Origin of the sequence: Marinagarivorans cellulosilyticus, from assembly GCF_021655555.1 — a bacterium.
GTDB classification, from domain to species: domain Bacteria; phylum Pseudomonadota; class Gammaproteobacteria; order Pseudomonadales; family Cellvibrionaceae; genus Marinagarivorans; species Marinagarivorans cellulosilyticus.
In genome coordinates this window covers 471,665-493,190 of the sequence record NZ_AP023086.1, presented here as the reverse complement: position 1 = coordinate 493,190, position 21,526 = coordinate 471,665, and the positions used below count along the sequence as shown (strand labels likewise).

Sequence of the window (21,526 nt, the reverse complement as noted above, 5' to 3'; positions counted from 1 at the left end):
ACTACCTATATAACTGAGTTAAATATTCTTGTGCTGCCGCCGACCACAAAAAACGCTGCGCACTGGCTTTTTTGGCAAGCGCAGCATGTTTTGTCGGGTGCTTTTTGTAGTTTTGCAAGGCACGCTTAAAAGTTGCTATTAAGTTTTCTGACTGCTCCATAATGGTGGCGCCATTAAAACAATAACCGGTTACGCCATCTTCGACCGTATCGTTTAACCCTCCTACACTGTGCACCAAGCAAGGTTGCCCCGCACGCATGGCTAACATTTGGCTAATACCGCAAGGCTCAAACGAGCTTGGCATTAAAAATAAATCGCCAGAGTTATAAAGCAAATCGGATACCCCAGTGGAATACCCCTGCAAATAAATAAAATTAGCGTTAGCACCAGCCAAAGCCAATAATTGCCGTTGGTATTGCTCATTACCCGACCCAAGGAAAATAAACATTCCTTTATCGCCTAGCTCATCAAGAATATGCTGCAATACCGTTTGGCCGTCTGCTAGGGTAGAAAAAAGCAAGCGCACCTTTTGCCCGGTGATACGCCCTACCGATGTTATTAGCATGCCCCGATCTTTTTTCGTCGCCCAGCGTTGCAGGCGCTTTTCGGCCAACCAGTGGCAACTTAACAACTGCGTACTTTTTGAAGCCCAACCTAACAAGGCGTTTTCGAGTGCTGGCGCTAGTCGTGTTTTTGCTACTTTGGTATAGCTGGCATTTTCTGGGTATTCACAACCATTTAAAATCCCCACTAAACGACCCTGCTCACGCGCCATGATTAAATCGTTTTCTAAGCCTTCTCCGCCATACACGCCTTGCCCGACATCACTTTTACGGGTAATTTCTGTGGCGTAAGTAGGTGAAACCGCATGCACTTTATTCGCCAAATTAATACCTGCACGCATAGGGTTTAGGCAATGTACGGCCCTTGTGTCACAAATTAAATGCGGGCTGTAATCCAGCTCGGGGAACCAAGCTTCAAAAGACGAATCATCGCCTTTAAATGGGCGCACACCCTGAAGCGATAAATTGTGAATTGTATAAGTTGTGTGAATATTTTTAAGCGATGCGAGTGTTGGGTCGTATTCACGCAGCACTAATAACAAAGCCGCATGCCAGTCGTGCAAGTGAACAACATCCAGCTCGCCAAAGCCATTATTGACAATAACCTGCCCTACTGCGGCGCAAAAAAAGGCGTACTTAGATGCATCGGTTGCAAAAGGGCGGTTATCTTCATCGTTGCAATACACACTGCCGTCACCACAAGGCGAAAAACGCCTATGCCCAAGCCCCCAGTAGGTAACATTTTGGTGCTGATGGCTAGTAGATTGTAAACGGTAAAGCTCTACTCGCTCGGTAGTGCCAGCAAAGCGTAGTTGATACTGGCCACACAACTCAGCCCCGGGCATCACAGCAAAGTGACCGTAATCCGGCAGTACCACCTGCACGTGGCAATCTTGCTCGGCTAGGGCTAATGGGATATCCCGCACAACATCACCAATACCACCCACTTTAGCGTTAGGCAGTGCATCATTTTCAGCCGCTACCATCAATATGCGTTTAGTCACAGATCCATACTCTCCCAAAGAGTCATTCATGCTTTAAAAACAGGCCAGAACCATAGCATAAATTGCTACCGCGCTTGAACCACAAAGGCTTCAGGCAAATTGTTGATTGCCGAGGCAACTGGTATCATCGCGCCTAAATTCCACCCGATTGATTCCTACCTTTGTAGCTGGGTTTACTATGTCTGTTGCCTCTCAAGTATTAGCCGTTAATAACGATCTCCCCATTAAAACCTCTCGCCCGGTGCATAGCGGCAAAGTACGCTCGGTATATTGGCTCAACAGTAGCGATAGCCGGCGCTTAATCGAGCAGCAAGGTTACGCAATACCCGCTGAGACGCCGCTGGCGATAATGGTCATTAGCGATCGTATTTCCGCATTCGACTGCATTTGGCAAGGAGAAGGTGGCCTAGCGGGAGTACCAGGCAAGGGCGCGGCGTTAAACAGCATCGCCAACTACTGGTTTAGTGAATTCAAACAACAAGGCTTGGCCAATAGCCACATTGTAGATATCCCTCACCCGTTTGTTTGGATTGTGCAGCAGGCAAAACCGGTGATGATTGAAGCCATTTGCCGGCAATACATCACCGGCAGCATGTGGCGAGCCTACGCAAAAGGCGAGCGCAACTTTTGCGGCATAACCCTACCCGAAGGTTTAAGTAAAGATCAAAAACTACCCGAGCTACTCATAACGCCATCAACTAAAGGCATTCTTAAAGGTATTGCTGGGGTTCCTGAAGCGGATGATGTCAATATCACTCGGCAGAACATTGTCGATAACTATGCCGCCTTTAACTTTAAAACACTGGCCGACATTCCCCGTTACGAAACTCTACTTAAAGAAGGCTTTAACGTCATTAGCCAAAAAATGGCGGCTCTTGATCAAATATTTGTGGATACAAAATTTGAGTTTGGCTACGTGAAAAACGCACAAGGCGAAGACGAATTGATTTATATGGATGAAGTCGGCACGCCCGATTCTTCACGTATATGGACGGGCAGCAGTTACCGAGAAGGTAAAATTGAAGAGCAAAGTAAAGAAGCATTTAGGCAGTTTTTGCTAAACAAGTTTGATGACCCCGATATTTTATTAAATAAAGATCGCATGCCAGAACGGCAGCTATTGGCCCAAAATAATCTATTGCCACAGCAAGCGATAATGGATGTTTCCAATACTTACTTAGATATTGCTCAAAAAATTACAGGCCGAAAAACTAATTTACCAGAAAACCCTAAAGCCGAAATTATTGAACAGCTCAGCAGCCGCTATCAATTAATAAAATAATTAGCTGAGCACTTTAAGCTTGAATTCAAAGCATAAAAAAGCCCGCACTTGCGGGCTTTTTTATGCTTTATCCAACAGCTTTAAACTTGCGGTTTAGCACCACCGCGTTGCCCAAGCATTTCGGGCGTCACCAACACAACGCCTTTAGAGGTAACTCTAAAACCGTTTGCGCGGTCCTTTTCGTGATCGTAGCCAATTTCCATGCCCTCTGGAATCACACATTGGCGATCAATAATAGCCTTTTTGATTTTAGCGCTGCGATGAATTTCTACCTCAGGAAGAATCACAGACTCCTCGATTTCGGCATATGAGTGCACGCGCACATCAGAAAACAATAAAGACTTTCTTAATTTACCACCAGAAATAATACAACCACCACTGACCATGGAATCGACAGCGTAACCACGGCGATCTTCATCATCAAAAACAAATTTAGCCGGTGGCAATTGCGTTTGATAGGTCCATATTGGCCACTGATGATCGTAAAGGTTTAGTGAAGGGGTTGGTGATATTAACTCCATATTGGCCGCCCAAAACGCATCTAGCGTACCTACGTCGCGCCAATAGGCGCGGTTGCCATCCTCGTCCCTAAAGCGGTAAGCAAATACGTCGGCGCTATCGATAATAGAAGGAATAATATCCTTGCCAAAATCGTGCTCTGAGTTTTCTTGGGTGGAATCTTTTTCTAGGATGTCCAGCAAAAATTCTGTGTCAAAGATGTAGTTGCCCATTGAGGCCAAGCATTGGGTTTCGTCACCGGGGATAGGCGTCGGTTTTTCAGGCTTTTCTTCAAAACCTAAAACTCGGTCGCTCTTATCAACAGACATGACCCCAAATGCACCAGCGGCTTCTTCGATGGGGAATTCAATACAAGAAACTGTTAATTTTGCTTCGTTTTCAACGTGGTAAGCCAGCATGTTGCCATAATCCATTTGGTAAACATGGTCACCAGATAATACCATCACATACTTACAACCCGACGCGCGGATAATATCGGTATTTTGATAAAGTGCATCAGCAGTACCTTGGTACCAGTTGGGCGAGTTGCGCTGGGAAGCCGGTAAAACATCCACATACTCACCAAGCTCACGCTTAAAGTGGCTCCACCCAACCTGAATATGACGGATGAGCGAGTGCGCTTTATATTGCGTTAATACACCGATTTTCCGAATGCCGGAATTTACACAGTTAGACAAGGGAAAATCGATGATACGGAACTTGCCACCAAAATACAGGGCAGGTTTGGCACGCCAATCGGTTAATTCATACAAACGGCTACCACGGCCGCCGGCCAACACAAGCGCGAGCGTGTCTTTCGTTAAACGACTCACATAGCGCGGGTTAGGATGTTCCATACTCACTCCAAATTAAAACGTTTCAAAAAATCTTATATCATCCGCTGCGTTACAACGTCCAAATATCTTTCGCGTATTCGGCAATGGTGCGGTCACTCGAGAACCGGCCACTTGCCGCAGTATTTAAAATACTTTTTCGAACCCAACTGGCTTTATCTTGATAACAACTAATAGCCCGCTGTTGTTCATCAACGTAACTACGGAAGTCAGCAGCTACCATCCAAGGGTCATTGGGATTCCGGATGGTTTGCACTATAGGGTCAAATAAACTGGGCTCAAACAAACTAAAGTGCCCGCACTCGAGCAACTGCATAACGCGTGATAAATCGGCATCGGCTTCAATAATATTATTTGGGCTATACCGAAAACGGTGCGCAGGAATATCCTCGACCTTTAAGCCAAATAGGAAGAAGTTATCGGCGCCTACGGCTTCTAATATTTCAATATTAGCGCCATCATAAGTGCCGATAGTCAAAGCGCCATTCATCATGAACTTCATATTACCGGTACCCGAGGCCTCTTTGCCAGCGGTAGATATTTGCTCAGATAAATCGGTTCCTGGGGTAATAATTTCCATTGCAGAAACGCAATAGTTCGGTAAAAACACCACTTGTAGCAAATGCGATACCGCTGGATCTGAATTCACTACAGCCGCCACATTATTAATCAATTTAATAATGCGCTTAGCCAAAAAATAACCCGGCGCGGCCTTGCCGCCAATAAGTACGCGGCGCGGTTCCAAGCCATCAACATCACCTCGAGATATACGGTCGTATAAATGAATCACATGCATGATATTGAGCAGTTGCCGCTTGTATTCGTGTATACGTTTTACTTGCACATCAAAAAGGCTGTCGGGATTGAAGATAGTTTGGGTTGAATCTTCCACCAACTGAGCTAAACGGACTTTGTTGTCGTATTTAATTTGGTGCCACTCATCGGCAAAGGCCTTATCACCCGCATACTCTTTAAGTCGTGCTAGCTCACCAAGGTCTTTTTTCCATCCAGATCCAATAGCCTGCGTAATATGCTGCGCCAAGGTTGGATTGCAATGGGACAGCCAACGCCTAGGCGTTACACCGTTGGTTTTGTTATTGAACTTTTCTGGCCACAGCTCGTAAAAGTCTTTGAATAAATCCTCAACCAGTAAGCGCGAATGCAATGCCGCAACGCCATTCACACTAAAGCTCCCCACAATACCGAGGTACGCCATACGTACCATCGGCTCCGGCCCTTCTTCAATTAATGACATCCGTCGCTGGCGCTCGGTATCGCCAGGCCAACGCTGAGAAATTAATGCTAAAAAGCGCGCGTTAATTTCATAAATAATATCAAGCAAGCGAGGAAGTAACTCGCCAAACAAACGCAACGGCCAGCGCTCAAGCGCCTCTGGTAAAAGGGTATGGTTAGTATACGCCATGGTTTTTTGGGTAATCCGCCAAGCATCATCCCAAGGCAATTTATGTTCATCAAGCAATAACCGCATTAACTCGGCAATGGCCAATGTCGGGTGGGTGTCGTTTAACTGGAAGCAGTTTTTTTCCGCAAAAGACGAAAAGTCAGTATCAATATGCTCGAGATATTGCTCAATAACATCCTGCAAGCTGGCCGAGGCTAAAAAGTACTGCTGGCGCAACCGAAGCTCCTTACCGTTCTCACTTGCGTCGTTGGGGTACAGCACCATGGTAATTTGTTCCGCTAAATTTTTAGCGGCAACAGCTTCTGCGTAATCTCCAGCGTTAAATTCGTTGAGATTAAGGCTCTTCTCCGCTTTAGTGCGATGAAAAGAGATGCTAAGACCCGCCATATCCGTTGAAATGTAAGGTTCTCACGCCACTACACTTAAACGAATATATGAGCCTTAACATCTCCAGCAAAATTTTGAGCCTTCCTGGTCAGCGTGTCAAACAAGTTCAGCATGACTTGGCCCTGCAAAGATTGACTATACACTGCAAGCGAGACCGTCGTTATAGAGCGATTGACCCGTCAAGTAATGAGGCGGCCAACATCAACCGATACTTGCGCAGAACGATCCGTGATGTCCCTTTGTGTGGCTTCGAGTGCTATTTGGAAGTTGAGCTCGCTCAAGTTGTGACGACTTGCGGTAGGCGTCTAATGGAGGCTTGCGAATTTGTCGATACAGGCAATCGCTATACTCAAAGATTTTGCCAGTTGGTGAGCGGATTGTGTCGCCATATGAGTATCAGCACGGTCAGTCGGCACCTAAAGCTACGATGGGAAACGGTGAAAAATATGGATAAATTTCACCTAGAGAAAACGTTGCCTGCACTTAATCCTGAAAAATTAATTGACTTAAAATATCTTGGGGTCGATGAAGTCGCTAGAGCCAAAGGCCATGATTATATGACGGTGATTTATGACATGGAATCCGGTCATTTAATTGGCGTTGAGACAGGCCGTAAAGCCGAGGTGTTGACAGCGTTTCTAAAGCGCTTACCAGCACAAACCGCTGAAAACATAGAGGCGGTAGCCATGGATATGGGGCCAGCCTATCAAAAATCGGTACGCGAATGCTTGCCTAATGCTGACATTGTTTTCGATCGGTTTCATGTGATGCAAAACTACAGTAAAGCCATGAGCAATCAGCGTAGGATCGAGTTCAGAAAGGCGGATCGCGCAGGCAAAGAGCAGCTTAAAGGTACCCACTACCTGTTGTTAAAAAATGCCGACAAGTTAAATGATAAACAAGCCAATAAACTCCAGACATTGCTCGAAAATAATTCCAATATCAATACACTTTATATACTCAAAGAGCAGCTCCAAGCTTTGTGGAATGCAGGGAATTATGACGCCATGATGAATGCATTGGAGCAGTGGTGCGACATCGCGGAACAGACGAATATGCTCTATCTCAAGAAATTTGCAAAGTCACTAAGGAAGCATAGCGTAGGCATTTGTAACTACGGAAAACACGGGCTGACTAGCGCCAGAATTGAAGCCGGCAATGTCAGCATTGGCATGATTCGCAAGCGAGCAAGAGGCATCAAGGATACCGAGTACTTCAAGCTAAAAATAAGGCAATCATCGATGCCTGACGAGCAATCCATGTTCTATGGAAGCCACTAGATCACCTCACTAAAGCGGAGAAGAGCCGAGATTAAACTCGTCCGTCGCGGTAGCTTTCCACAGGCGCAGGGTATTCACGGTTTGAGTATCATAACCAGGAATTGGCATATCGTACGCCAAAGCATAAACATCGCTGGTATCAACCCAACGAGCACATTGTTTACCAACATCATTAGTGTAGTGATCGGTGCGGCCATAAAACTTAATACGTCGGCGATGATCTGGGCGTTCAAGCTCCCAAGGGTTGCCGTCACGCAGCCAGTGGTCGGGGCACTCAACCTGGCGACCTTGCTCTATGCGCTGTTGAAACATGCCATATTCATAACGAATGCCATAGCCCATCACCGGATAATCTAAAGTCGCACAGCTATCTAAAAAGCATGCAGCCAAACGACCCAAGCCACCATTGCCCAAGCCGGCGTCAATTTCAGAGGTTTCCAGTTCTTCTAACGTGCATCCATAGTTATGCAAGGCTTTTTCTGTACTGTCTTCGAGCCCTAAATTTTTAACCGCGTTAGATAAACTTCTACCCAATAGGAATTCGAGAGACAAATAATAAACCCGTTTGGTTTTTTTATTTGTTTCAGCCTCGCGTGATAGACGCCAACGCTCCATTAGGCGATCTCTTACGGCAAAAGATAAGGCCTTGAGGAGATATTGCGGCTGCACATGGCTATCAACCCGCCCCAGTGTAAAGTTGTAATGCCGCTGTAAATCATCCGCCAAGTGCATACCGCTGTTACCGAGAGTTGGATTGTCGTCATCCTTTTTCATTTTTTGCCCTTAACAATTAAAGAGGAAAAAACATGCCGAACCACTGCATGCTACTTATTAGTTACATCAGTTATTTACTTATTAATTACACAAGAGAATTATCAACACCAATAAAAACCATTAAGCTTTTATCTTCTAACGTGACACTATCAACACTCGCCATTAAGGTGTGTGGCTGGCCATTTGGCTTTGAGGTATCAAGCTTTAATTCCCATTCCCAACCTTTGGGCAAACCAAATGACTGCTTGCGGCTATCGGCGTTAAATAGCGTAAGTACACACTCGTGCACAGGCTCGGTTGATTCCAGCATCCAACCCAAGCTGTGATTATCTTGCTCGTGCCAATCACACTCTTGCATTGGCTCACCATCACGGTTTAACCAAACAATATTAAGGTTTTGCGCTTCATCTTCACCAGGGTTATGAATATAACGAGGGTTACGTAATAGCGATACGCTCTGCCTCAGCTTAATAACCTGTCTCACAAAGTTTTTTAATGTCCAATCATCAAGCGTTAGCTCCGCCCAATTAAACCAACTTATTTCGCTATCTTGGCAATATGCATTGTTGTTACCTTTTTGGCTGCGGCCTAATTCATCACCACCAAGCAACATAGGCGTACCTTGGCTAAGCAGTGATGTCGCCAATAAATTGCGCTTTTGTCGGTTTCGAATTTCAACAATCGCAGCATCGGCCGTAGGCCCTTCTACACCGTGGTTGTGGCTAAAGTTGCCTTTATGGCCGTCATTATTATCTTCTTTGTTGGCAAGATTATGACGCTGGTTATAACTCACAAGGTCAGCCGTGGTAAAACCATCGTGACTAGCCACAAAGTTCACACTGGCAGATGGCCTGCGCCCGCCGGCCTCAAATAGGTCGCTAGAGCCGTGAATGCGCTTAGCGAAATCGGGGAGCATGCCGCTATCACCACGCCAAAAGCGGCGGACAACATCGCGGTATTTATCATTCCACTCGCCCCAGCCTGCAGGGTAATTACCCAACTGATAACCTCCAGGGCCAATATCCCAAGGTTCGGCAATCAGTTTTACACCAGCTAAGGTCGGGTCTTGTCGAACTGCATCAAAAAAACCTGAATGAGGATCAAAACCATGGGGTTCGCGACCCAACACGCTGGCTAAGTCAAAGCGAAAACCATCCACGCCCATTTCGGTAACCCAATAGCGCAAGCTATCCATTACCAGCTGCAACACGCGAGGGTTGTTAATATTAACCGTATTGCCGCAGCCGGTATCATTAATATAAAAACGTCGATCTGCTTCTAAACCATAATAACTCGCGTTATCTACCCCCCTGAAAGAGTAGGTTGGCCCTAGCTGGTTACCTTCACCGGTATGGTTGTAGACTACATCCAGTAATACTTCTATCCCTGCTTCGTGCAAGGCCGAAACCATTTGTTTAAATTCGGCCACGGCGTCGTCATTGGCATACTCGCCATGAGGAAGAAAAAAATTCAGGCTGTTGTAGCCCCAGTAATTTTTAAGCCCTTTATCTTCTACAAACTGGTCGTGAATAAAACCATGGACGGGTAAAAACTCGACGCTAGTAATGCCAAGGTCTTTTAAATAACTAATAACATCTGGGTGACCAAAGCCTAAATATTTACCACGCAGCGCAGGCGGTAAGCGGCGCTGCAAGTGGGTAAACCCTTTTACATGGGTCTCATAAATAATGGTGTCTTCCCAAGCAATGGGCTCAGCTAAAGGTGTCGGCGGCGCAGAGGGCGCTACCACTACCGCTTTGGGCATAAAAGCGGCGTTGTCTAATTTAGAAAAGCTAAGATCTGCGTCAGCATCACCGGGGATGTAGGAATAATGAGCGTCAGACCAAACAAATTCTCCTACTAGAGATTTTGCATAAGGATCTACCAGTAATTTATTGGCATTAAAACGTAAACCTTCTTTGGGTTTGTAATCGCCATCAATACGGTAGGCATACACAAGGCCCGCCCGCGCACCTCGCAAAAATGTATGCCAAACATGATCTGTGCAATCTAGCAGCTCAATGCGTTGAAGCTCTTCTTTACCATCAACCGAGAACAAACAAAGCTCAACTTTTTTTGCTTGCGCAGAAAAAATCGCAAAATTCACTCCGTCACTCGCAGCTGTAGCGCCCAACGGGTAAGGCTTACCGAGTTCTAGCTCGTAACGATCAGCAGTTTTGCTCATTATAATGCAACCCCTTACTCTGGCTTCCACTCAAAAACGACCGTCGCGAGTGGCGGCAACGTTATTGTGATTGAATTTTCTCGACCGTGAGACGAAACAGCTTCAGCGTTAACACCACCGGCATTACCTTTTTCACTGCCACCATAAATACCAGCATCAGTATTTAGTCGTTCTTTGTAGAAGCCCAACTTAGGAACACCCAAACGGTAGCCTTCGCGAAGCACGGGTGTCATATTGCTAACAACCACCACAAAATCATTATGCGCCTTACGCGCAAAAGCAAATACGGATGCGCCGTTATCGTCGGCATCTAACCACTCAAAACCACGCGCTTCGCAGTCATCGTAGTAAAGCGCAGGTGTACTGCTATACAGATGATTTAAATCCTCCACCAGCTTTTGCACACCGCCGTGCCAATGGGTCTCATCCAATAAATGCCAATCGAGCGAACTGTTGTGGTCCCACTCGCGTCCTTGCGCAAATTCACAGCCCATAAACAGTAGCTTTTTGCCTGGGTGCGCCCACATAAAGCCATAATAAGCGCGCAGGTTAGCAAATTTCTGCCATGCATCCCCAGGCATTTTATCGAGTAACGAGCCCTTGCCATGAACAACCTCATCATGACTTAACGGCAGCATGAAATTCTCATTAAAGGCATATAACAAGCTAAATGTCATGTCGTGATGATGGTAACGCCGGTGTATGGGGTCGTTGCTCATATAACGAAGGCTGTCATTCATCCAACCCATATTCCATTTATAGCCAAAGCCTAAACCGCCGGCATAAACAGGGTGCGATACACCCGGCCAAGCCGTTGACTCCTCAGCGACCATCATGGCATTTGGGTAATGCTCGTACACTTTTTGGTTAACCCGTTTCAATAAAGCAATGGCCTCTAGATTCTCACGACCACCATGAACATTAGGCACCCAGTCATCCGCTTCGCGGCTGTAGTCCAAATACAACATCGAGGCCACGGCATCAACGCGTAGGCCATCAATATGAAATTCATCGAACCAGTACAAGGCATTACTAAAAAGGAAGTTGGCAACCTCACAACGTCCATAGTTGTAAATATAGGTATTCCAATCAGGGTGAAAGCCTTGGCGTGGATCTGCATGCTCGTATAGCGGTGAGCCATCAAAAAAGGCTAGCCCATGACCATCAGATGGAAAGTGCCCAGGCACCCAGTCGATTAACACTCCGATGCCCGCCAAGTGGCAGCGATTAATAAATTCACGGAACTGATCCGGCGAGCCAAAACGACTCGTTGGCGCATACAGGCCCACTGGCTGGTAGCCCCAAGAACCATCAAAAGGGAATTCACTAATTGGCATTAATTGAATATGGGTAAAGCCTAAAGTCTGCACATAAGGAATTAACTCATCAGCCAGCTCTAAATAGGTTAAGTAGTCTTCACCTTGCTGGCCTCTGCGCTTCCAAGAGCCCAGATGTACCTCATAAATAGACACCGCTTGGTCACGGTGCCCTTGCTCTACTTTGCGCGCTAGCCACTGCTCGTCGGACCAAGAAAAATCGCTAGGAGCCATAACTTTTGAGGCTGTTTCTGGCGGGTGCTGAGCGGCAAAGCCCATAGGGTCGGCTTTGAGCGGTAGCACTCCGTGGCTCTGACTCAGAATTTCGTATTTATAGAGAGTGTCCGCCTCTACACCAGGAATAAATAATTCCCATAAACCACTGGCGGCATGATGGCGCATAACATGATGGCGACCATCCCAAAAATTAAATTCACCCACTACAGATACACGCTTGGCATTAGGCGCCCAAACGGTAAATAACGTACCCTTTACGCCGTCAATTTCTCGCAGATGCGCGCCCAGCCAACGGTAGAGTTTTTCATGAGTGCCTTCACCAAAAAGGTAAACATCGGTGGGGCTTAAGTCACTGGGAAAGCGATAAGTATCTTCGACGATAGTTTTGTTGTCGCCATAATGGACTTCAAGCTTGTACTGGCTTCGCGAGCGCAAGCTCGCCTCACCTTCAAAAACACCTGCAGGATGAATTTTGTTTAAGACTTGGATATGACTATGATTTTCGCGATCTACAACGATGACTTTACTGGCTTCGGGCAAAAACGTGCGTACTGCATAATTACCATTGTGCATTTGGTGCGGCCCTAACACCGCAAATATATTGCCGTGATAGGCGTGAACAACTGAATCCAATTCAGCTGCCGATATCATCGCTATTGTTACTTCCACGTTTCCCCCAAGTTATTATCATGTGCCTAGCAGGCTTTATTATTGATTTCGCTCTTTAGTAATACTCGCCATTACCGCCTGAATATCTGGGTCGGCAAATACATCGTCGAGATTATCTGCAAGCTTGCGCTGCCAGTTGGCATATTGCGTACTGGTGCCCGGTACATTAACCGGCGCATCCATTAACTCTAAATCTTCTAATTGAATCACAAATATTTGCGAGGCAACTTTAGCACCGCACGTTAAAATTTGGGCTGCCAACTGGCGCGATAATGGTTTTTCGATAAGCTCCTCTCGGGAAGCAATTAAGTTAAAACCGCTACCTTCCAGCCAATCAAGCAAACGGTGCTTATCGCGAATGCGCTCGGCATAAACCTCGCCAACCGGCACCGCATCATCAAGTAAATCTAATTCGCTGCGTAATGCGATATCAGTACTGGACCACCAGCTTGTTAGCGTTGGCACATCGTGATTGGTTAGCATGGCCAGCGCACGAGGCATGTAGTTTTCAGGCGCCTTAAATCGGCCGTCATGCTCTCGCTCGAAGTAAAATAATTTATTGGTAAATACCGCGCCGCCAATTATCGCTTCGCGAAACTCGTCTGGTACCACGCCCATATCTTCGCCAATCACCATACAGCGATTTCTGATACTTTCTAATTTCAAAAGCCCAAGCATTTCAGGAAACGGGTAATAAATATAAGCACCGTAATCAGCCGTGTGACCCGGAGGGCACCACCAAAGGCGCATTAAAGCCATAGCATGATCAATACGCAAAGCGCCGCAGTTAGCCATGTTGGTGCGCAGCAATGTAATAAAATGTTCAAACTTAGATGCCCGCATTAATGCAGGGTCCATCGGCGGCAGGCCCCAATTTTGACCTTTTTCCGCTAGCGGATCTGGTGGTGCACCTACTGACGCCTGCTTACAAAATAAATCTCCAGTTGAACTGACTTCAGCACCACCGCCATCGGCCCCAACAGCCAAATCTCTCATCAAGCCGACTGTCATACCCGCATCTTCTGCTGCATCTTGGCATTCGGCCATTTGAACTTGAGCAGACCATTGTAAGTAAGCGTAAAAATCTATTTTTTCTTGTTGCTCTGCGCTTAATTCCAATGCGTTTTCATCAAACTCGTGCACACCCGCATCACGCATTACTTGGTAAACACAGTAACCGTGTAATGCCTCAGCACCTTTGGTTACATAGCGTGAAAACGCCTTTGCCCTTGGGGTATTCAAAGCGAGGTGCTGCTGTTGAAAGCGCTTGAAAAGCTCAGTGAATACGCTGAATTTCACCTCATATACACGCTTGTAATTTACCTGCGTCCCGCCTCGTAATTCACTAAAGGCTTCTAACGACGGCAGTAAATCTGGAGAAAACTCTTCCAGTTGTTCGGGATCAATGTACAAGGGTTCAATAAAGCGCCTATCTGATGGGCTATAGGGGCTGCAGTGATGTTCATTTGGCGTGCACAAAGCGTGTAAAGGATTTAGGCCAACAATACTTGCACCAACCTTGGCTGTGTGTTCAACCAAAGCCTTTAGATCTGTGAGATCACCAATCCCCCAATTACGAGAAGACCTTAGCGTATAGAGCTGAACAATGACGCCCCATACCTTCTTGCCGGCATCTAGCTCGCCGGGTACGTAGGCTTTTTCAGGCACAACTGCAATTTGCCCAGCACTCTTACGGTTGGTACCTGTAACCTCCAAGGCATGATAGCCCAAGGGCAGTGCACCACACATGATCACGCGGCGCGAAAAACGAACGCCTTCGTAAACGTAATCACCCACTTCGGGCTGTGTGCTTGGTGTGAATTCGCCTTGCTGAATGGAGCCATCTTCCAGGGTAATGACATAAGTTAAACACTGATCGAGATCTTCAGGTGCCGCGTTTACAAAGAAGCAACATTCTTTGTGCTTTTCGACAATTTGAAACGCCTGAACCCATTCTGTCCAAGGCGCTACGTCTAGCTGATATGCGGCTTCAGCGACCTTTTCAGCATCATCAGGGTCTACCGCCATTGCTCGCAGTAAGGCTTTTCGATTCTCAAGAGAGACTTGGACCTTCTCCCCCTTATAGTTAAAGTAATCCGAAGCAATTCCGCGCCAATACAATAACTGATCGAGGGTTTCCATAGCGTATTATCAGCCCGTTTAAAAGGATAGAGGTTCGTGAATGTTAAGTTGTTTGCACTGTATATGCCACTCACAAACAAAACAATGGCAGATAAATTTGCGTTACGGCAATCACCGTACAATTATCAACCAAAGCGCGCCAGAAACAGGCTAAACCGGCACCCATTATGTATTCTTCAGACGAAAAAAAACCGGGCAATGCCCGGTTTTTCACAACGCTTTAGCTTATTCAGCTTCAGCGCTTTCAACAACTTCGCCCACTACTGGGCGATCTACTAACTCAACAAACGCCATTGGCGCTTTATCACCGGTGCGGTATCCACATTTTAAGATGCGGATATAACCACCAGGACGAGCCTCGTAGCGAGGACCTAGCTCATTAAACAGTTTACCTACTGCTGACTTACTACGTAGACGATCAAACGCCAAACGACGGTTAGCAACAGAGTCTACTTTACTCAAAGTAATTAAAGGCTCGGCAAAACGACGAAGCTCTTTAGCTTTAGGTAAGGTAGTTTTGATAGCTTCATGCTCTACTAGAGAAGCTATCATGTTTTTGAACATCGCTTTACGATGCGAGCTGTTCCGATTTAATTTTCGGCCACTTAAACGATGACGCATAACTTAAACCCTTCTTTTTGCTTCTCAGCAAACGTTACTGGGGCTCGTTAGAGCCCGCTCAATTAATTAGTCGCCGGTACGCAAGCTGGCTGGTGGCCAGTTTTCTAAGCGCATACCTAATGACAAGCCACGAGATGCGAGCACATCTTTAATCTCAGTAAGAGATTTTTTACCCAAGTTTGGCGTTTTCAACAACTCAACTTCTGTACGTTGAATCAAATCACCAATGTAGTAAATGTTCTCAGCTTTCAAGCAGTTCGCAGAACGAACAGTAAGCTCAAGATCATCTACTGGGCGAAGAAGAACAGGATCAATTTGATCTTCCTTCTTCTCTGGCTCAGCTTCTTTTTCACCTTCAAGGTCAACGAATACCGCTAACTGTTGCTGAAGGATAGTGGCAGCACGACGAATAGCTTCTTCTGGATCTAAGGTACCATTAGTCTCCAGATCCAATACCAACTTATCTAGGTCTGTACGCTGCTCAACACGAGCACTCTCAACCGAGTAAGCCAAACGGCGAACGGGGCTGTAAGATGCATCCAATTGAAGACGACCAATAGTACGGTTTTCTTCTTCGTCAACAACGCGGGCATCAGCAGGCTGATAACCACGACCACGAGCAACGATCAACTGCATATTCAAGCTAACATCTCCAGTAATATTGGCAATGACTAGATCAGGGTTTTTAATCTCAACACTCTGATCAACTTGAATATCACCAGCGGTTACAACGCCAGGACCTTTTTTAGATAAGCTTAAAGTAACGCTATCTTTACCTTCCAGTGTCAATGCGACGTTCTTGAGGTTAAGCAAGATTTCAATCACATCTTCTTGCACTCCCTCAACTGCACTGTATTCGTGCTGAACGCCTTCAATTTCCACTTCAGTAATTGCGCAACCCGGCATTGAAGACAGCAAGATACGACGCAATGCGTTACCTAAAGTATGACCAAAACCTCGCTCAAGCGGCTCCAAAACTACCTTAGCTCGATTAGGAGATACTTCGGTGACGTCAATGTGACGCGGGGTCAAAAATTCATTCACAGCTGTCTGCATAGTTTCACCTGTTAGCGGTTAGTTGGAGGCCTTACTTAGAGTAAAGCTCTACAATGAGGTTCTCGTTGATGTCAGCGGGTAGATCAGCACGATCTGGTACACGCTTGAAAACACCTTCTTTCTTGTCAGTGTTAACATCAACCCACTCAACATCAGCACGCTGTGCAGCAATGCCCATTGAGTTTTGGATTCGCAATTGGTTTTTAGACTTTTCACGAACAGCAACAACATCACCTACATTCACTTGGAACGAAGCAATATTGACAACAGTGCCATTAACAAGAATAGCTTTGTGAGAAACCAACTGGCGAGATTCAGCACGCGTAGAGCCAAAGCCCATACGGTACACAACGTTATCCAAGCGACACTCAAGAATTTGCAAAAGGTTCTCACCTGTAGCGCCTTTACGACGTGCAGCTTCTTTATAGTAGCCTCGGAATTGTTTCTCAAGTACACCGTAAGTACGACGAACTTTTTGTTTTTCACGTAACTGTACACCGTAGTCAGACAAACGACCACGACGTTGGCCGTGCTGGCCAGGTGCAGTTTCATGTTTACATTTTGATTCTAATGGGCGCGCTCCGCTTTTTAGGAACAAATCAGTTCCTTCGCGACGCGCCAGTTTACAGGTAGGTCCTACATAACGAGCCATAACTGATTAAACTCCTATACGCGACGTTTCTTGGGCGGGCGACAACCATTGTGTGGAATGGGTGTCACATCGGTAATGTTGGTAATTTTGTAACCAACATTGTTAAGTGCACGAACGGCCGATTCACGACCAGGACCTGGGCCCTTAACTTCAACATCTAAATTTTTCAAACCATAATCCAACGCCGCTTGACCCGCGCGCTCTGCAGCAACCTGCGCAGCGAACGGAGTACTTTTACGTGAACCACGGAAACCAGAACCACCGGCAGTTGCCCACGAAAGAGCATTACCTTGACGGTCTGTGATTGTTACGATCGTGTTATTAAACGATGCGTGAATATGCGCAATGCCATCGACTACTGTCTTTTTGACCTTTTTGCGCTGAGTGCTTTTATTACCTGGCTTGGCCATAGCAATGGATCCTCAACTTAACTGGCTATTACTTCTTAATGGGCTTACGTGGACCTTTACGGGTACGCGCATTTGTTTTAGTGCGCTGACCACGCAATGGCAGATTACGACGGTGGCGCAAACCACGGTAACAACCTAAATCCATTAAACGTTTGATGTTCATTGACACTTCACGACGAAGGTCACCTTCAACCGTTAATTTAGCCACTTCAGTACGCAACAACTCAAGTTGCTCTTCAGTTAAGTCGCCAATTTTTGCACTCTCTTCAATACCAGCATCAGCACAAACCTTCTTGGCTGAAGTAGTACCTACGCCGTAGACGTAAGTTAAAGAGATTACGGCATGTTTGTGATCTGGTATGTTGACACCAGCAATACGAGCCATCTAGATACTCCAATATTTCATTATGTTGCGGTACTAACAGCAACCCTTACACGTTACAAACGCAAGGCCCCGAGGATAACCTCGGGGCCAAAGGCGCGGAAGAATAACGGCATTGTTGCTGGAATTCAATAGCTAACCGAATGATTAACGACAGTTAGTACCCCCAGTTGTGTTGCTCATTGCTGAGCAACGAAAGCGGCAAGCCGCTTAATACTTAACCCTGACGTTGCTTATGACGGGGTTCCGCACTACAGATTACGCGTACAACACCACTACGACGAACAATCTTACAGTTACGGCAGATTTTTTTAACAGATGCACGAACTTTCATCGAATTAACCTCACCGAAATTAGCCGCTAACTTAGCGGCCGTAGTTTTTCAAATTTGCTTTTTTCAGCACAGACTCATACTGGTGACTCATGAGGTGAGATTGCACTTGAGACATAAAGTCCATAACAACCACGACCACAATCAACAGTGATGTACCACCGAGATAAAATGGGATATCTGCAGACACGACTAAGAACTGTGGAAGAAGAGCTACACCAGCGATGTAGACAGCCCCAACCATGGTCAAGCGAGTTAATACTGAATCAATATACTTTGCTGATTGCTCACCAGGACGGATCCCCGGAATATAAGCCCCACCTTTTTTAAGGTTATCAGCAACTTCCTTCGGATTATACATCATCGCTGTATAAACAAAACAGAAGAGTATGATCAATGCACCAAAAATAACGAAGTTTAGTGGTTGACCAGGCCCAATAGCCAAAGCAATTTCTTGCAGTATTTCACCAGAGCGACCTTCTTGCGACTGCCCAAACCACTGCGCAATAGACGCAGGGAATAACAATAAGCTACTCGCAAAGATCACTGGAATCACACCAGCCATGTTGATTTTCAATGGCAAGTGACTTGTTTGCTGATTGTAGCCGCCGTGACGACCTGTTTGGCGCTTAGCGTAGTTAATTGTGATGCGACGCTGTGCTCGCTCCATAAAGACCACAAACCAAACAATCGCAATAGCAAAGCAACCGATTAATAGCAGCAATAGGAAGTGCAAATCGCCTTGGCGTGCACTTTCAATCGCCTGCCCAATAGCACTAGGCAAACCTGCAACAATACCAGCAAAAATGAGCATTGAAATACCGTTACCGATACCTCGTTCAGTCACTTGCTCACCCAACCACATCATAAACATGGCACCGGTGACCAGAGAACTTACAGCCACTAAATAGAAGCTAAAAGGACTTAGGCCTACGTAAGCCATTCCAGAACCAGCCATCCCAGCGACCATAATGAAGCCTTGGATAAGTGCTAGTCCGAGCGTCAAGTAACGCGTGTATTGGCTAATCTTACGACGCCCTGCATCACCCTCTTTTTTAAGCGTCTCCAACGAAGGCGTCACAGCCGTCATCATCTGCATGATAATAGAAGCAGAGATATAAGGCATGATACCCAGCGCTAGAATGCTCATACGCTCTAAAGCACCACCAGAGAACATGTTAAACATCCCCAAGATGGTGCCTTGATTTTGATTGAATAGTTCAGCTACACGCTGTGGATCAATTCCCGGAACAGGAATATGAGTACCGATTCGGTATACCACAATGGCTAAAAACAAAAACCACAGACGAGCTTTAAGCTCGCCTGTGCCTTTAGAACCACCTAGCGCTAAATTTCCCGGCGTTGCCATAGGAACCTCGCTTAGTCTTCTACTTTGCCACCAGCAGCTTCAATTGCAGCTTTGGCACCCTTAGTAACCGCTAAACCTTTCAAGGTTACAGCTTTAGTCAGCTCGCCCGACAAGAATACTTTTGCACGCTTGGCGCTAAGCTTAACTAGATCGGCACGCTTCAACGCATCAAGATCGATAACATCACCATCAACTTTATTTAACTCACCAAGACGAATCTCAGCAGAAATTAAGCTAACGCGACTAGAAAAACCGAACTTAGGTAAACGTTTCTGCAAAGGCATCTGGCCACCCTCGAAACCTGGACGCACACGACCGCCAGAACGAGACTTTTGACCTTTGTGGCCACGACCACAGGTTTTACCCAGGCCAGAACCAATACCACGACCAACACGCTTAGCGCTCTGTGAGCGGCCTGGGCCTGGTGATAATTCATTCAAACGCATCGGATTAACCCTCAACCTTAAGTAGGTAGTTAACTTTGTTGATCATACCGCGCACAGAAGGAGTGTCTTCTACTTGAACAGTGTGACCTATGCGACGAAGCCCTAAACCTGCAACACAGGCTTTATGAGCTTTCAATCGACCGGCAATACTCTTAACCTGAGTAACCGTGATCGTATTCTTAGACATGGCTAGATACTCGTAATTAGTACTAGAACGCCCTAAGGCGCTCTATTAATTCAAAATCTCTTCTACAGTCTTGCCGCGCTTAGCTGCAACAGACTCTGGAGAAGACATTGCCCCCAACGCTTCAAAAGTAGCGCGAACAACGTTTACAGGGTTAGTAGAACCGTAGCATTTAGCAAGAACGTTCTGTACACCCGCGATTTCTAATACAGCACGCATTGCGCCACCAGCAATAACACCGGTACCCGCAGAAGCAGGCTGCATGTAAACGTTAGAAGAGCTGTGAACACCTTTGGTAGGGTATTGAATAGTGTCGCCATTAAGCTCAACACTAATCATATTGCGGCGCGCAGATTCCATTGCTTTTTGAATAGCAATAGGCACTTCACGTGCTTTACCACGGCCGTAACCTACACGACCATTACCGTCACCAACAACAGTCAATGCGGTAAACTGGAAGATACGTCCACCTTTAACAGTTTTCGAAACGCGGTTCACCTGAACCAATTTTTCTTGCATGCCTTCGGCGCTGCTATCTTTCTTATCGGTAGTCGACATAGTATTAGAACTCCAATCCAGCTTCGCGTGCAGCATCGGCTAACGCCTTAACACGACCATGGTAACGGAAACCGCTACGATCAAAAGCTACACTGGTGATACCAGCCGCTTTTGCTCGCTCAGCAACAAGTTGACCAACAACTTTTGCAGCATCAGCGTTACCGGTTTTATCAAGAGAAAAATCTTTCTCTACAGTCGATGCACTTGCCAAAATACGATCGCCTTCAGGGGCAATGATTTGAGCATAAATGTGACGCGGAGTACGATGAATACTCAAGCGCGTCGCACCTAGCTGACTGATTTTGCTACGAGCACGGCGAGCGCGACGTAGACGTGCTTCTTTTTTATCGCTCATAACCTATGCCTACTTCTTCTTAGCTTCTTTACGACGAATATGCTCGTCGGCGTAGCGAACACCCTTGCCTTTATAAGGCTCTGGCGGACGGAAAGCACGAATCTCAGCTGCGACCTGACCTAACAATTGCTTGTCAGTACTTTTCAGTACGATATCAGTTTGCGATGGAGTTTCGGCCTTTACACCTTCTGGCAATTCATAATCAACAGGGTGAGAAAAACCCAAAGTTAGGTTTAAGGTGCTACCCGTTGCTTTCGCACGATAACCAACACCGACTAACTGAAGTTTTTTCTCAAAACCAGCGCTAACGCCGGTAACCATATTATTTACTAAAGCGCGAGTAGTACCGGCTAATGCGTCAGACGCTTTACCACCATCGCGGGCGGCAAAAGTCAAAACGTTATCTTCCTGCTTTACTTCAACGCTATTGTGAACTTCTAGTTCAAGCGTGCCTTGGCTGCCTTTAACGCTGATGTTCTGACCGCTAAGGGTCACATTAACACCGCTAGGCAAGCTCACTGGGCTTTTTGCAACACGTGACATAACTG

21 protein-coding genes are annotated in these 21,526 nt (G+C 46.3%); 2 read left to right on the top strand and 19 right to left on the bottom strand.

All coding sequences use genetic code 11. The features are described 5' to 3' along the window. Position 1: 1 nt before the first annotated feature. Positions 2-1,567 (bottom strand): glycogen synthase, encoded by a 1,566-nt coding sequence (locus MARGE09_RS01905; protein WP_236985674.1) that lies wholly within the window; start codon positions 1,565-1,567, stop codon positions 2-4. Positions 1,568-1,745: 178 nt separating this feature from the next. Here MARGE09_RS01905 and MARGE09_RS01900 point away from each other — a divergent pair, with 178 nt between their 5' ends. Further along, positions 1,746-2,849, top strand: a complete 1,104-nt coding sequence (locus tag MARGE09_RS01900; protein WP_236985673.1) for a phosphoribosylaminoimidazolesuccinocarboxamide synthase — start codon at positions 1,746-1,748, stop codon at positions 2,847-2,849. An 80-nt stretch (positions 2,850-2,929) separates the two neighbouring features. Here MARGE09_RS01900 and glgC read toward each other — a convergent pair whose 3' ends face one another. Further along, on the bottom strand, positions 2,930-4,204 hold the full coding sequence (gene glgC / locus MARGE09_RS01895; protein ID WP_236985672.1) for a glucose-1-phosphate adenylyltransferase: 1,275 nt from the start codon (positions 4,202-4,204) through the stop codon (positions 2,930-2,932). Between the two features lie 49 nt (positions 4,205-4,253). Further along, positions 4,254-6,011: a glycogen/starch/alpha-glucan phosphorylase gene (locus tag MARGE09_RS01890; protein ID WP_236985671.1), complete on the bottom strand. Its 1,758-nt coding sequence runs from the start codon at positions 6,009-6,011 to the stop codon at positions 4,254-4,256. 47 nt (positions 6,012-6,058) lie between these two features. Between MARGE09_RS01890 and MARGE09_RS01885 the strand changes: the two genes are divergently transcribed. Further along, positions 6,059-7,291, top strand: coding sequence for an ISL3 family transposase (locus tag MARGE09_RS01885; protein ID WP_236981837.1), 1,233 nt, complete (start codon positions 6,059-6,061; stop codon positions 7,289-7,291). A 9-nt stretch (positions 7,292-7,300) separates the two neighbouring features. Here MARGE09_RS01885 and MARGE09_RS01880 read toward each other — a convergent pair whose 3' ends face one another. The 16 genes from MARGE09_RS01880 to rplF all read right to left on the bottom strand — a co-directional run bounded on the left by MARGE09_RS01880 (position 7,301) and on the right by rplF (position 21,521). Continuing rightward, positions 7,301-8,065, bottom strand: coding sequence for a glycogen/starch/alpha-glucan phosphorylase (locus MARGE09_RS01880; protein WP_236985670.1), 765 nt, complete (start codon positions 8,063-8,065; stop codon positions 7,301-7,303). An 85-nt stretch (positions 8,066-8,150) separates the two neighbouring features. Then, the gene (gene glgX, locus MARGE09_RS01875; RefSeq protein WP_236985669.1) at positions 8,151-10,250 is read right to left on the bottom strand and encodes a glycogen debranching protein GlgX; all 2,100 of its coding nucleotides are present in this window, start codon (positions 10,248-10,250) and stop codon (positions 8,151-8,153) included. Between the two features lie 14 nt (positions 10,251-10,264). Then, positions 10,265-12,454 (bottom strand): 1,4-alpha-glucan branching protein GlgB, encoded by a 2,190-nt coding sequence (gene glgB / locus MARGE09_RS01870; protein ID WP_236987435.1) that lies wholly within the window; start codon positions 12,452-12,454, stop codon positions 10,265-10,267. A 57-nt stretch (positions 12,455-12,511) separates the two neighbouring features. Then, complete coding sequence (malQ, locus tag MARGE09_RS01865) at positions 12,512-14,614, bottom strand: 4-alpha-glucanotransferase (protein ID WP_236985668.1); 2,103 nt, start codon at positions 14,612-14,614, stop codon at positions 12,512-12,514. Positions 14,615-14,839: 225 nt separating this feature from the next. Then, positions 14,840-15,235, bottom strand: a complete 396-nt coding sequence (rplQ, locus tag MARGE09_RS01860) for a 50S ribosomal protein L17 (RefSeq protein WP_236985667.1) — start codon at positions 15,233-15,235, stop codon at positions 14,840-14,842. Between the two features lie 66 nt (positions 15,236-15,301). Next, the gene (locus MARGE09_RS01855; protein ID WP_236985666.1) at positions 15,302-16,291 is read right to left on the bottom strand and encodes a DNA-directed RNA polymerase subunit alpha; all 990 of its coding nucleotides are present in this window, start codon (positions 16,289-16,291) and stop codon (positions 15,302-15,304) included. Positions 16,292-16,322: 31 nt separating this feature from the next. Beyond that, positions 16,323-16,943: a 30S ribosomal protein S4 gene (rpsD, locus tag MARGE09_RS01850; RefSeq protein ID WP_236985665.1), complete on the bottom strand. Its 621-nt coding sequence runs from the start codon at positions 16,941-16,943 to the stop codon at positions 16,323-16,325. Between the two features lie 14 nt (positions 16,944-16,957). Beyond that, complete coding sequence (gene rpsK, locus MARGE09_RS01845; RefSeq protein ID WP_236985664.1) at positions 16,958-17,353, bottom strand: 30S ribosomal protein S11; 396 nt, start codon at positions 17,351-17,353, stop codon at positions 16,958-16,960. 28 nt (positions 17,354-17,381) lie between these two features. After that, entirely contained in the window at positions 17,382-17,738 is a 357-nt protein-coding gene (rpsM, locus tag MARGE09_RS01840; RefSeq protein ID WP_236985663.1) for a 30S ribosomal protein S13, read from the bottom strand. A gap of 214 nt (positions 17,739-17,952) precedes the next feature. Then, entirely contained in the window at positions 17,953-18,069 is a 117-nt protein-coding gene (gene rpmJ, locus MARGE09_RS01835) for a 50S ribosomal protein L36 (RefSeq protein WP_236985662.1), read from the bottom strand. Between the two features lie 31 nt (positions 18,070-18,100). After that, on the bottom strand, positions 18,101-19,435 hold the full coding sequence (gene secY, locus MARGE09_RS01830) for a preprotein translocase subunit SecY (protein ID WP_236985661.1): 1,335 nt from the start codon (positions 19,433-19,435) through the stop codon (positions 18,101-18,103). Positions 19,436-19,446: 11 nt separating this feature from the next. Continuing rightward, positions 19,447-19,881, bottom strand: a complete 435-nt coding sequence (gene rplO, locus MARGE09_RS01825; RefSeq protein ID WP_236985660.1) for a 50S ribosomal protein L15 — start codon at positions 19,879-19,881, stop codon at positions 19,447-19,449. 4 nt (positions 19,882-19,885) lie between these two features. Continuing rightward, complete coding sequence (gene rpmD / locus MARGE09_RS01820) at positions 19,886-20,068, bottom strand: 50S ribosomal protein L30 (RefSeq protein WP_236985659.1); 183 nt, start codon at positions 20,066-20,068, stop codon at positions 19,886-19,888. A gap of 45 nt (positions 20,069-20,113) precedes the next feature. Continuing rightward, positions 20,114-20,623, bottom strand: a complete 510-nt coding sequence (gene rpsE / locus MARGE09_RS01815; protein WP_236985658.1) for a 30S ribosomal protein S5 — start codon at positions 20,621-20,623, stop codon at positions 20,114-20,116. Positions 20,624-20,627: 4 nt separating this feature from the next. Next, complete coding sequence (gene rplR / locus MARGE09_RS01810) at positions 20,628-20,978, bottom strand: 50S ribosomal protein L18 (RefSeq protein WP_236985657.1); 351 nt, start codon at positions 20,976-20,978, stop codon at positions 20,628-20,630. A 9-nt stretch (positions 20,979-20,987) separates the two neighbouring features. Next, complete coding sequence (gene rplF, locus MARGE09_RS01805; RefSeq protein ID WP_236985656.1) at positions 20,988-21,521, bottom strand: 50S ribosomal protein L6; 534 nt, start codon at positions 21,519-21,521, stop codon at positions 20,988-20,990. Positions 21,522-21,526: the final 5 nt, after the last annotated feature.

What these genes read in the sequence shown, in the direction of transcription:
- MARGE09_RS01900 (WP_236985673.1), top strand. Translation starts at nt 1,746, where the DNA reads ATGTCTGTTGCCTCTCAAGTATTAGCCGTTAATAACGATCTCCCCATT.
- glgC (WP_236985672.1), bottom strand. Translation starts at nt 4,204, where the DNA reads ATGGAACATCCTAACCCGCGCTATGTGAGTCGTTTAACGAAAGACACG.
- MARGE09_RS01890 (WP_236985671.1), bottom strand. Translation starts at nt 6,011, where the DNA reads ATGGCGGGTCTTAGCATCTCTTTTCATCGCACTAAAGCGGAGAAGAGC.
- MARGE09_RS01885 (WP_236981837.1), top strand. Translation starts at nt 6,059, where the DNA reads ATGAGCCTTAACATCTCCAGCAAAATTTTGAGCCTTCCTGGTCAGCGT.
- MARGE09_RS01880 (WP_236985670.1), bottom strand. Translation starts at nt 8,065, where the DNA reads ATGAAAAAGGATGACGACAATCCAACTCTCGGTAACAGCGGTATGCAC.
- glgX (WP_236985669.1), bottom strand. Translation starts at nt 10,250, where the DNA reads ATGAGCAAAACTGCTGATCGTTACGAGCTAGAACTCGGTAAGCCTTAC.
- glgB (WP_236987435.1), bottom strand. Translation starts at nt 12,454, where the DNA reads ATGATATCGGCAGCTGAATTGGATTCAGTTGTTCACGCCTATCACGGC.
- malQ (WP_236985668.1), bottom strand. Translation starts at nt 14,614, where the DNA reads ATGGAAACCCTCGATCAGTTATTGTATTGGCGCGGAATTGCTTCGGAT.
- rplQ (WP_236985667.1), bottom strand. Translation starts at nt 15,235, where the DNA reads ATGCGTCATCGTTTAAGTGGCCGAAAATTAAATCGGAACAGCTCGCAT.
- MARGE09_RS01855 (WP_236985666.1), bottom strand. Translation starts at nt 16,291, where the DNA reads ATGCAGACAGCTGTGAATGAATTTTTGACCCCGCGTCACATTGACGTC.
- rpsD (WP_236985665.1), bottom strand. Translation starts at nt 16,943, where the DNA reads ATGGCTCGTTATGTAGGACCTACCTGTAAACTGGCGCGTCGCGAAGGA.
- rpsK (WP_236985664.1), bottom strand. Translation starts at nt 17,353, where the DNA reads ATGGCCAAGCCAGGTAATAAAAGCACTCAGCGCAAAAAGGTCAAAAAG.
- rpsM (WP_236985663.1), bottom strand. Translation starts at nt 17,738, where the DNA reads ATGGCTCGTATTGCTGGTGTCAACATACCAGATCACAAACATGCCGTA.
- rpmJ (WP_236985662.1), bottom strand. Translation starts at nt 18,069, where the DNA reads ATGAAAGTTCGTGCATCTGTTAAAAAAATCTGCCGTAACTGTAAGATT.
- secY (WP_236985661.1), bottom strand. Translation starts at nt 19,435, where the DNA reads ATGGCAACGCCGGGAAATTTAGCGCTAGGTGGTTCTAAAGGCACAGGC.
- rplO (WP_236985660.1), bottom strand. Translation starts at nt 19,881, where the DNA reads ATGCGTTTGAATGAATTATCACCAGGCCCAGGCCGCTCACAGAGCGCT.
- rpmD (WP_236985659.1), bottom strand. Translation starts at nt 20,068, where the DNA reads ATGTCTAAGAATACGATCACGGTTACTCAGGTTAAGAGTATTGCCGGT.
- rpsE (WP_236985658.1), bottom strand. Translation starts at nt 20,623, where the DNA reads ATGTCGACTACCGATAAGAAAGATAGCAGCGCCGAAGGCATGCAAGAA.
- rplR (WP_236985657.1), bottom strand. Translation starts at nt 20,978, where the DNA reads ATGAGCGATAAAAAAGAAGCACGTCTACGTCGCGCTCGCCGTGCTCGT.
- rplF (WP_236985656.1), bottom strand. Translation starts at nt 21,521, where the DNA reads ATGTCACGTGTTGCAAAAAGCCCAGTGAGCTTGCCTAGCGGTGTTAAT.